The organism is Saliniramus sp., assembly GCF_035311605.1.
GTDB lineage: Bacteria > Pseudomonadota > Alphaproteobacteria > Rhizobiales > Beijerinckiaceae > Saliniramus.
Map to the genome: position 1 here is coordinate 1 of NZ_DATGCW010000252.1, position 10,651 is coordinate 10,651.

General features: G+C 65.0%; 9 protein-coding genes. 2 read left to right on the forward strand and 7 right to left on the reverse strand.

Annotated features, from left to right (window positions below):
* From VKP01_RS11340 to VKP01_RS11355, 4 genes are all read right to left on the reverse strand, one after another.
* The coding region (locus VKP01_RS11340; protein WP_324412353.1) for a tetratricopeptide repeat protein at positions 1 to 1,512 on the reverse strand (1,512 nt) is incomplete at its 3' end.
* A 117-nt stretch (positions 1,513 to 1,629) separates the two neighbouring features.
* Positions 1,630 to 3,477 (reverse strand): TRAP transporter fused permease subunit, encoded by a 1,848-nt coding sequence (locus VKP01_RS11345; RefSeq protein WP_324412355.1) that lies wholly within the window; start codon positions 3,475 to 3,477, stop codon positions 1,630 to 1,632.
* Between the two features lie 87 nt (positions 3,478 to 3,564).
* Entirely contained in the window at positions 3,565 to 4,527 is a 963-nt protein-coding gene (locus VKP01_RS11350) for a TAXI family TRAP transporter solute-binding subunit (RefSeq protein ID WP_324412356.1), read from the reverse strand.
* Positions 4,528 to 4,839: 312 nt separating this feature from the next.
* A complete protein-coding gene (locus VKP01_RS11355; RefSeq protein WP_324412358.1) occupies positions 4,840 to 5,172 on the reverse strand; it encodes a DHCW motif cupin fold protein in 333 nt (110 codons plus the stop codon).
* A 368-nt stretch (positions 5,173 to 5,540) separates the two neighbouring features.
* Between VKP01_RS11355 and VKP01_RS11360 the strand changes: the two genes are divergently transcribed.
* On the forward strand, positions 5,541 to 6,557 hold the full coding sequence (locus VKP01_RS11360; protein WP_324412360.1) for a TauD/TfdA family dioxygenase: 1,017 nt from the start codon (positions 5,541 to 5,543) through the stop codon (positions 6,555 to 6,557).
* 49 nt (positions 6,558 to 6,606) lie between these two features.
* Here the strand turns inward: VKP01_RS11360 and VKP01_RS11365 are convergent, their stop codons facing one another.
* From VKP01_RS11365 to VKP01_RS11375, 3 genes are read right to left on the reverse strand one after another with little or no spacing between them, the layout of a single operon-like run.
* A complete protein-coding gene (locus tag VKP01_RS11365) occupies positions 6,607 to 7,890 on the reverse strand; it encodes an HlyC/CorC family transporter (protein ID WP_324412362.1) in 1,284 nt (427 codons plus the stop codon).
* Positions 7,891 to 7,894: 4 nt separating this feature from the next.
* Complete coding sequence (gene aroB, locus VKP01_RS11370) at positions 7,895 to 9,064, reverse strand: 3-dehydroquinate synthase (RefSeq protein ID WP_414706570.1); 1,170 nt, start codon at positions 9,062 to 9,064, stop codon at positions 7,895 to 7,897.
* A complete protein-coding gene (locus tag VKP01_RS11375; protein ID WP_324412364.1) occupies positions 9,024 to 9,668 on the reverse strand; it encodes a shikimate kinase in 645 nt (214 codons plus the stop codon). Before VKP01_RS11375 ends, aroB begins: the two co-directional genes overlap by 41 nt.
* 295 nt (positions 9,669 to 9,963) lie before the next feature.
* Between VKP01_RS11375 and VKP01_RS11380 the strand changes: the two genes are divergently transcribed.
* Positions 9,964 to 10,557 carry an SCO family protein gene (locus VKP01_RS11380; protein WP_324412366.1) on the forward strand — a complete coding sequence of 198 codons (594 nt, stop codon included), beginning with the start codon at positions 9,964 to 9,966 and terminating at the stop codon, positions 10,555 to 10,557.
* The last annotated feature ends 94 nt before the right edge of the window (positions 10,558 to 10,651 follow it).

Here is a 10,651-nt window from a genome sequence, read left to right on the forward strand (position 1 = left end):
AAGCCCGTCTGCGCCGGCGAAGCTCGACAGGCCGATATCCGACACGACGAACCATTGCGTCGCGCGCGCCTCCCACGGCTCCGGGGCATCGTTCTCGGGCACCGCCACGAGAACGTAGACGCCCGGCTCGCGCTCGGGCAGTGCCTCATCAACCGGGAAAGAGGTGATCACTTCACGGTTGAGCGTGCCGACAATATCCAGCACCCCTTCCCAGACGGGCTCACCCAGCTGGTCGGTGATGTTTTCGACGTCCCATTCTCCGAGCCGCCGCAGGAACCGCGATCCGGCCATGGTCCGCGCGAGGGCGCGATCGCCGATCCGGAACAGGCTGATCCGGGCACTGTCCGTATTCACACTGACGAGCGGAATGCCGCGTCGCATACCGGAAGGCAGGACGAAACTCTCACCGGAGAATCGCAGCGCCGGCGTGCGGTCGCGGACATAGACCGAGAGCGTTACATCGTCGAGAAGCGCCTCTCCGCTCGTCGAGGGCAGGCCCTCGCGCAAGGTCAGCCGGTATTGGCGGCCATGCTGCAGACCTTCCACACAGATCTGCTGCTCCGAGGCATCCACTGCCGGCGCGGGTGCACCATCGAGCCTGACGAAGGAGGCGAAGTCGACCCCGGATCGTGGCAGATCTTCGGAGAGCTGCACGCAGATGCGCGGCTCCGCAGCCTCGGTATCGACGGTATGATCAAGGACGCGAAAACCGCGCCGCGCGCGCAACGCAGCCTGCTCCGCGCGCACCCCCGCAGAATCGACCAGCGCCAGGCTGGCATCATAGGCCTCCATGGCCGGGCGGTAGAGATCACGCCGCGCCAGCGCGCGCGCCAGCACATGCAAGGCCGCAGCGCGATCCCCGGTGGTTCGGGTGACGAGATAGCCGTTGATCGCCGATGACGAGGCATCGCGCGGCAGATCACTGCGCTCACGCCAGTTCTGCGGCTCGACCGCGAGCAGCGACTGCGCCAGGCCACGCCAGAGGTCGACATCCCCGGGGGCGAGGCTCAGTGCCTGCCGAAAAACGTCAACGGCGCCCCGGGCGTCGCCTTGAGCCCGCAAGGCGTTCGCCCGTGCAGTCAGGGCGGCGCCGCCCTGCGCCGGTTCAGGTGTGGTGGAGCGGATCGCGCCGCGATATTGCTGCGCCTCGTCACGCAGCCCGGACGGCAGGAATGCCGGTTCCGGCGCTGAACCGATATCGGGATCACCGGAAGTGTCGATGATGCGCCCGGCGACGGCGCCGGCGAACGGGTTGAGGGGCCCCCAATCGGATTTCAGGAAACACCATTGCGCGCGTGTGTTGTAGGTAAACGCGCGGCAGCCTTCATCCCGAATGCAGGCGATTTCACACTGGGCGAGGCTGACATCACGCTCCGTGCGCAGATCGAAGCCGTAATAATCGGCATCCTGCGTGGTGACCACCCTGCGCGACTCTTGCGCAAGGAGTGTTCCCGGCCCTGTCAGGAGCACGGCGATCGCTAAAACGATCAATCCGACCAGATGCGTTTTCATGGCTTGCTCCAGAGAAGAACCGGCACACAGTGTGTTGCCCGTTGCGCGCCGGAGTCAATCCGATCACCCGTCAAAGCCCGGAGCATGCCTGCGCGAGCACAGGCGAAACCTGCACGGTCATATGCCCAGCGCAAAGATCACACCGAAGCCAGCGGCCAGCGCCGCGATCCGCAAGGGCCAGCCCTTGAGCGTCCCGACCACACCGGCGCTGATCAGCGTCAGCCCTGCGAGGATCTTGACCAGCGCCAGTATGGCCAGGGCGGGCGCATCGGCCAGTTGCAGCAGGGACGGATTGGCGACGAAGGCCATCGGCACGATGAACAGGCCGAGCCCTACCGACATCGAGCGCAGGGCGGTCGCGAACCAAGGCGCGCGCGCGATGCCCGCGGCGATGAAGACATTGCCGCAGACCGGCGGCGTGATCGTGCACAGGAGCGCGTACCAGAAGACGAACAGATGGGCATAGAGTTCGGGCAGACCAAGTTCCACAAGGGCCGGACCCGCGACGGAGACGCAGATCAGATAGGCAGCCGTGGTGGGCAGTTCCATGCCGAGCACGAGGGCCGCGAACCCGGTGAGGATCAGCGCGACCCACAGGGAGTCGCCTGAAGCCGACAGGATCAGCGCGGTGATCTTGATGCCCAGCCCGGTCATGTTGAACACGCCCACGATCAGCGAGGCGCAGATGATGATCGCGGCGATATTGGCCACCTGCGCCGCCGCATCCTCACTCGCCGACCAGATCCGCGCCGCCCAGCGCCGCAGCCGGAAGGCGCCGGTCGAATCGATGGCGAGCAGCAGGAACATCACCGCCGCCGCATAGAAGGCGGCATAGGGCGCGGTATAGGAGGTGAAGGCGAGAACGTAGACCAGGATGAGAAACGGAGCGAGGAAGAAAGGCACCGTCCGCGAGACGAAGAGCCAGCCGGGCAATTCGTCCCGGCGCAGACCCTTGAGGTCGTACCTGATCGCGTATTGATGGATGGCGACCCACGCCGTGGCGAAGAAAAGCAAGGCCGGCAGCGTCGCCGCCACCATGATCTCCACATAGGGAATGCGCAGCAATTCCGCCATCACGAAGATGCCAGCCCCCATCAGGGGCGGCATGATCTGCCCGCCCGTGGAGGCCACCGCCTCGGTCGCTCCGGCAAGCGTGCGCGGATAGCCGAGCCGTATCATGGCGGGGATGGTGACCATGCCCGTCGATGCGGTATTGGCCGCCGCCACGCCGGAGATCGAGCCGTAGAGCGCGGAGGAGACCACGGCGATCTTCGCCGCGCCGGCGCGCAAGCGCCCGGCGATCTGCGTCGCCAGCGACATGAAGCCGGTCCCGGCCGTGCCGGCGGAAATCAGCGCGCCGAGAATGATGAAGGGGGCGATCGTCTCCGCCGAGATCCCCGTCAGGCTGGACCAGAGCCCGCCCTCGGTGATGATCAGGGTCCCGAAGAAATAGGCGTCCGGCAGGCCGGAATGGCCGAAATGGCCGGGGATGTATTCACCGAAATAGCCGTAGAGCAGCACCATGAGGGCCACCAGCGGCAGCACCCATTTGATCGCCCGGCGCGCCATTTCCAGCACCACGAGGATCAGCCCGATAGCGACGAAGAACTGCACCGGCGTGAACAGCGAGCCGTATTGCCGCGTCAGCGTGGCGTGGTTCCACACGATATAGCCGGCGCAGAACAGCCCCAGCGCGACGAAGACCGGGCCGGACCAGCGCTCGAAACGATTATTCGCCGGCGCGATCAGGAAGATCCAGGGCAGCGCCAGGATCAGGTGGACCGGACGGGTCACCAGCGCGGGAATGAGTCCGGAAAAGACGAGATAGAGGTGGAAGCCGACACTGGTCAGCGCCAGCGCCAGAATCACCCAGCTGCGCAGCGAAACGACTGCGAGCGAGCCGGCGAGCGGCGAATCCGCCGGGATGCCGCGCTCCTCGGCGAACATGAGCGTCTTTTCGGACATGAAGGGTAATCGCGGTTGGAGGATGGGATGGTCGCGGGCGCGCCCGTGACGAATGCACGGGGATGGCGCGCCCGCGAGGCAGCCGGATCAGTCGCGGCTCGGCATGGTCACGCCGATTTCCTCATAATAGCGTGCGGCGCCGGGATGCACCTCGGCCCACAGATACTGGACCAGAGATTCGTTCACCCCGTCCCACCAGGGCTGGTCACCGGCGAGCCGGTCCTTGTTCTCCCAGAAGGTCTTGACGATGGCGTAGGCAGCGTCGTCAGACATGCCTTCCGTCCCATAGGCGCCCACGGGCACACCCACGGTATGCACATCCTCGTCCTGGCCGTTATAGGTGCCGGCGGCGATGGTGATCGGGCCCGAGCTCGCATCAAGCGCCAGGATCTGCTCACGCTCCTCCTCGGAGAAGGAGATGATCTTAACATCCGTGGTCGTGGCCAGTTCGACGAGGCCGGGAACCGGATGCGCCGAGCAGGTGGAATAGGCATCGATGCGCTGATTGCGCATGGCATTGGCCGCAGCCGACAATTCGATATCGGCGGTATCGATCTCGTCCGTCAGACCGAGTGCATCAAGCACGGCGCGGGTGCGGCCTTCACAGAAGGTGCCGGTACCGCCGGGCACGACGGTCTTGCCGGCGAGATCGGAGACGGTCTCGATGCCGCTATCGGCCCGCGCGACGATCTGCAAAGTGACATAGGGCATCACGAAGAGCGTGCGCGCGGTCTCGAAGGCCTGGTCCTCGAACGGTCCCGTCCCGGCGGCGGCGGCGCGCAGCAGGCTCGGCGGCGTGGTGAACAGGAAGTTGCCCTCCCGGACCCGCGATTCCATCACGTTCTGGACAGAGCCCTGGCTTTCCTCAACCGTCGGCGAGAATTCACCCGTCTCGCGCAGCAATTCGGCGAGTTGCACCATCATCACATAGTAGGACGATGTCGAGGATGCCGACTTCAGCGTGATGCGCTCCTGCGCCTGGACATCCGCCGCGCCCACGGCAAAGACGGTTGCGACAGCGCCCAGCAGCGCCATGCGGATCGATTTCATTGTGTTCCTCCCGGAAATTCTTGTGCGTTGTCGCGACGCCGAAGCGCCGGGGCGGCATCTTGGCCGTGATGCCGGGGAATGCCAACGGCTTTTTTGAAGCCTGACCTTGGTGAACCTGCCACTTCCTGCGGAAGAGACGTTTCGGATGCGATCGAGTTTGCGCCGCAACCGCCCCCGACAAGCGACCCCGGCCGTTTGCCGTTATCGCGCCCCGGAACCGGTTCGCGGCTGCGTTCGACTTCGGCCGCCGCCTTCTGAATGCCCAATTGCTCGGCGGCAGCAGAATCAGAGGTTGACCGATCGGGCCATACCCTAGTCCACGATGAAGAGCCTGGCGCCGGTCGTGGTCGAAGAGCGATGGGGCGCATCGCCGAAATCGGAGACCTGATAGCTCATGCCCGGCGTCAGCCTGTAGGTTCGTCCATCCTTCAACTCCGTGTCGAGCTCGCCCTCCAGAACGAAGAGCACGTGGCCGCGGTCACACCAGTGGTCAGCAAGGTAGCCTGGACTGTAATCGACCAGCCGGATTCTGAGATCGCCGACATTGAAAGTCCGCCAGAATGCCGTTCCGGTCTCGCCGGCATGTTCGGTGACGGGCACGGCGCTCCAGTCGGTGACGGTGAAGGGGAGCACTGGAATCTGCATGAAGCCTCCTCGGCCTTGTCCGCCGCGCGATTGCGGGCGCCGACGGTCCTGATCTGGGCAGCAGACCGCGCACGCGACACGGTCCCTCGATGCGAATCGCATAGACGCGTCGCGGCTTCAACGTCCGTTTCGAACTGCTCGCTTCCCACCTTCCGGAAAGGCTTCGGTGGCCCGTCGATGGGGGAGCGAAATGCGCATGGCGCGGAGGCTGAACCCGTCGATCGGCCCAGCGCCCGGCCCCTTCCGGGGCGAGCTCTGTGCTCGCAACCGGACCGTCGCTGCACGGCACTTTCGGGCCGAATCGTCGCCCACCACTTTCGCGACCCGGCAGTCCTTCTTACCTTTGAGGAAACGCAAGGAGGTCCGACATGAACACGCCTTCATCCAGATTGCCGGCGATCGATCCATCGCATGCCGCCCTCATCGCGCGGTTCGGCGGCAAGATCACGGCTCTTGAACCGATCGGCGCGCAAGTCTCCGGCATCGATCTGAAATCCACAGACGCGATACCGGTCGAAATCGTCGCCATGCTGGAACGCGAGATGGCGCATCGCGGCTTTCTTGTCTTCAAGAACGAGACGCGGCTCGATCATGAGGATTTCCTGCGCGCGAGCTGTCTCTGGGGCGGTCGGGAATTGCACAGCACGCATGGCGTTCACCCCGAGACGCCCGGCGGCAACCGACATATCTTTCGCCTGTCCAACGATGAGCGCCACGGCATTCCCGATGTCGGGCCGCAATGGCACAATGACGGCAGCTTCCTGCCCGCGACTTTTTCGCATTCCGGCTATCATATCATTCGCCCCGCCGAGAACGGCGGCGGCACGCATTTCGCGCATCAGGGCCTCGCCTTCGCGGCGCTTGCGCAGGATCGGCAGGAGCGCTGGAGCCGTTTGTCCTCAGTGAACTCAGCCTCGGGTGTGGTGCATCCGCTGGTACATGTGCACCCGGTTTCCGGGCAGCAGTGCCTGTGGCTGCATCTCGGGATGACGGGCGCCGTCATCGAAAAGCTGCCCGACAGCGACGCGTTTCGCCTGCTGCATGCCGATGAGCTGAAACAGCTCTGCCACGAATACAACGACATCCTGAATGCCGGGCTGACGAACGGATATGCCATGGCCTACGAGTACCACGAGAACGATTGCGTCTTCATCGACAATCTTGCCGTCGCGCATCGTGCAGCCCCCGAAGCACACATGCCCGCTGAGCAACAGGGACTGCGCATCATGCATCGCAGCACCGTGAAGGGCGTGCAGGACCTCGCGCCGGGCTTCGGCTTGCCCCAGCACGTCAATATCGACGGCCCGAATCCGGTTGGCGAGGGCGTATGGCAAGGTGGCGGCGTCGGCTTTCGATGGGATGAGGCCATTGCCATGCGGAACTAGAACGCCATTGCGTCGGACGGACGCAGCCCTTCGATCGGACACCCCGGCCCTATTCCCTTGGCGCGAGCGCCGCGAGCGGGGTGATGCGCAGCGAGGTGATGCGGTTGCGGGCCTTGCGCAGGACCTGGAAGCGGAAGCCGTGGAAGGTGAAGGCCTGGCCGGCATCGGGGATGAGCTGGGCCTCGTGGATGACGAGGCCGGCAATGGTGGTGGCCTCCTCGTCGGGCAGGTTCCAGTCCATCACCCGGTTGAGATCGCGGATCGGCACCGAGCCCTCCGCATGCACGGAGCCGTCCGGCTGGACGCGCACGCCCTGCACCGAGAGATCGTGCTCGTCCTTGATGTCGCCGACAATCTCCTCGAGAATGTCCTCCAGTGTCACCAGCCCCTCCACCTCGCCGTATTCGTCGACGACGAGGGCGAAGTGGGTCTTCTTGGAGAGGAAGGCGCGCAGCTGGTCGCGCAGGCTGGTCATGTCGGGCACGAACCACGGCTCGTAGGAAATCTGCGCGATCTTCAGCTTCTCGGCGTCGCCGCCCACCGAATCGAGCGCGCGCAGCAGATCCTTGGCATGCAGGATGCCGACGATGTTCTCGTGCTTGTCGCGCCATAGCGGCATGCGCGTATAAGGCGAGGCCAGAACCTCGCGCACGATCTCGGCGGCGGAAAGATCGGCGTTGATTGTGCGCATCTTGGTGCGGTGGACCATGACGTCGGCCACCGACAATTCATGCAGATCGAGCAGCCCGCCGAGCATGTCGCGCTCGGTCTTGGCGACGCCACCCTCCTTGTGCAGCAGATCGACCTGGCCGCGCAGCTCTTCGGTCGCCGAGAGCACGTTGCTCATCGAGCCGAGATCGAGCCCGAAGCGCCGCAGCAGCCAGCGGATGAAATACTCGATCGCCATGGTGAGCGGGCCGAACAGCCGCACGATCACGGAAATCGGACGCGCCACGAACAAAGCCACCTTGTCCGGCGAATTGATCGCCACGGTCTTCGGCAGGATTTCCGAGAAGATGATCACGAAGGCGGAAACCGCGAGCGTCGCATAGATGATGCCGACCTCGCCGAACAGGGTCAGCAGCACACCGGTCGTCAGCGAAGCGGCCAGGGTATTGACCACATTGTTGCCGATCAGGATGCCGCCGATCAGCCGCTCGCGTGCCGCGAGCATCCGATTGACGATACCCGCACGCCTGTCGCCGCTGCGTTCCAGCGCCAGCATCCGCGCCCGCGACGAGGCCGTCAGCGCCGTCTCGCTGCCAGAGAAGAAGCCGGAGATCGCAAAACAGAACAGTACGGCGACAAGGGAAATCCAGACCGACAGATCCATCACATCATGCTCCGCTCGAGCCGGTCAATTCCTGTGCGAGAAAGGCGTGCACATCCTGCGCCGGCACACCTTTCGCGATGAAACTCTCACCGATGCCCCGGCTCAGAATGAAGGTGAGAGCCCCGCCGACCACCTTTTTGTCCTGCGCCATGGCGCCGAGCAGATCATCGGCGCTGCCGACGGGGCCCGCAATATCGGCAAGCCGCGTCGGCAGACCCGCCTCGCGCAGATGCGCCTCGACACGGCCCGCATCCTGCCCGCTGCACAGCCCCTGCGCAACCGAGAAGCGGAAGGCCTGCGCCATGCCCAGAGCCACGGCCTCGCCATGAATCAAACGGGCGGAATCGTAACCCGTCACGCGCTCCAGGGCATGGCCGAAAGTATGGCCGAGATTGAGCAGCGCCCGCTCGCCGGTCTCGCGTTCGTCGCGCGCCACGATCGCCGCCTTGGCCCGGCAGGCGACTTCCACGGCGTGCTCGCGCTCGGGCCCGCCACCATATATCCCCGGCCAGTTGGCCTCGCACCAGGCAAAGAAGTCGGGATCACTGATCAGGCCGTATTTGACCGTCTCGGCATAACCGGCACGGATTTCGCGCAGGGGCAACGTATCCAGCAGGCCGGTATCGGCGAGCACCAGGCTCGGCTGGTGGAAGGCGCCGATCAGATTCTTGCCCTGAGGCGCGTTGATCCCGGTCTTGCCGCCGACGGAGGAATCGACCTGGGCGAGCAGGCTCGTCGGCACCTGAACGAAGCGGATGCCGCGCCGCACGATCGCGGCGGCGAATCCGGCGAGATCACCCACCACACCGCCGCCGAGCGCGATCACGAGATCCCCGCGCTCGATGCGCGCATCGAGAATGGCGCCGCAGACATGCTCCAGCGTCGCGAAGGCTTTCGAAGCTTCACCGGGGCTGACGCTGATGGTCGTCACCCGCAAGCCGGCCTCCGCCAGCATGGCGGCGAGGGCAGGTGCATGCAGATCGCCGACGTGCTCATCGGTGATGATCGCCGCCGCGCGCGCGCCCAGGTCCGCAATGCGCGCCCCGGATCCCGCAAGCAACTCCCTGCCGATGACGATCTCGTAGCTGCGATCGCCCAGTGCAACCTGCACGATCCGGTGCCTCTGCCCCGCCTCACCCATCGTCCTGCCCATCTCCTGATCCGTACTCTTCATCGCCATGATCCGCGCCCGATTCCGCGAGATGCGCGTCGAGTGCGGCGATGATGGCCTCGACCACCTTCTCATGCGGCCCTTCGCGGGATTCCACAACCACATCCGCCTCCGCATAGACCGGATATCGTGCATCCATCAGCCGACGCATGACGCCTTCCGGATCGGCATTCTGCAGAAGCGGACGGTTGGAACGCTTGCGGACCCGGCGCATCAGCGTTTCCAGATCGGCCCGCAGCCAGACCGAAACGGCATGTGCGCGAATGCGCGCGCGGGTCGTTTCATCCATATAGGCCCCGCCACCGGTGGCGAGCACCATTCTCTCCTCGTGCAGCAGCCTTTCGATCACCCGGCGCTCGCCGTCGCGGAAATGCGCTTCGCCGTAGTCGGCGAAGATGTCGGGTATCGACATCCCGGCAGCCGCCTCGATTTCGTTGTCGGCATCACGAAAAACCATGCCCAGGCGCGCCGCGAGCCGGCGCCCGACCGTGCTCTTGCCGGCGCCCATCAGACCGACGAGAACAATGGGGCGACCGGCCAGCGCCTGCCGGACACGACCCTCGGCATGCGCCGGGCACTGCGCCGATTCGTTATCAGCAGGATCCACAGGGTCTTTGCGGGCGCGCAATCTGCGCCTGATGGGCCGGGCTTCACTCATGGTTCGATGTCGATACCACCAAGCCGCCCTGCTGTCATCGCCTGCAGACACTGCCGGGGACCCGCGCGACCCATCCGGGGCGGATGGCGACCCGGGGTCGCATGCCGTCTGCCGGGATTTTGCCGTATTGCGATGCGAACGCAGCCGGTGCAGACAGGCATTGCGGGCCGGGTGGGCTGCGGATGCGCCGTCCGGTCCGCAGGTCGCCATTTTCAGCAACTCGCCACCATCATCGAGGAAGATCATGTCCGAACGTGCCCGCCGCATCGCCATCCCGCTGGTCGCCTTTCTGTTCGGGCTTGTTTCACTCGGCGTGGTCGCCGTCATGACGCTGACACCCGGCGGGCGCGAAGTGGCGACCTCGGATGTCGGCGGGCCGTTCACGCTGACCGATCATGACGGCAACCGGGTGACGCAGGACGATTTCCTCGGCGAGCCGCATCTGCTCTTCTTCGGATTCACGCATTGCCCGGATGTCTGCCCGACCAAGCTGTTCGAGATCTCGGAAGTGCTGCGCGCCACCGCCGAGGAGGGCCGCGAACTGAATGCCTTGTTCATCACCGTCGATCCCGAGCGCGATACGCCCGAAAGCATGCGCCTCTATGTCCAGAGTTTCGACGACCGCATCATCGGGCTGACCGGGACGAATGAGGAGATCGACGCGGTGGTGCGCAGCTTCCGGGCCTACAAGCGCCGGGTTCCGCTCGATGACGGTGACTACACCATGGACCATACTGCGCTCGTCTACATCATGGACGATCAGGGCCGGTTCGTCGCTTCGCTGAACACCACGCAGGATCCGCAGGCGGCCGCGCAGGAATTGCTGGGTCGAATCTGAACGAAGACACACGTATCCGCCGCATTGCGGCTGCCACAGGCGGCATGACCGGTGGCAGAATACCGGAAATTCGGCGCAATGCGCGCTGAGAACA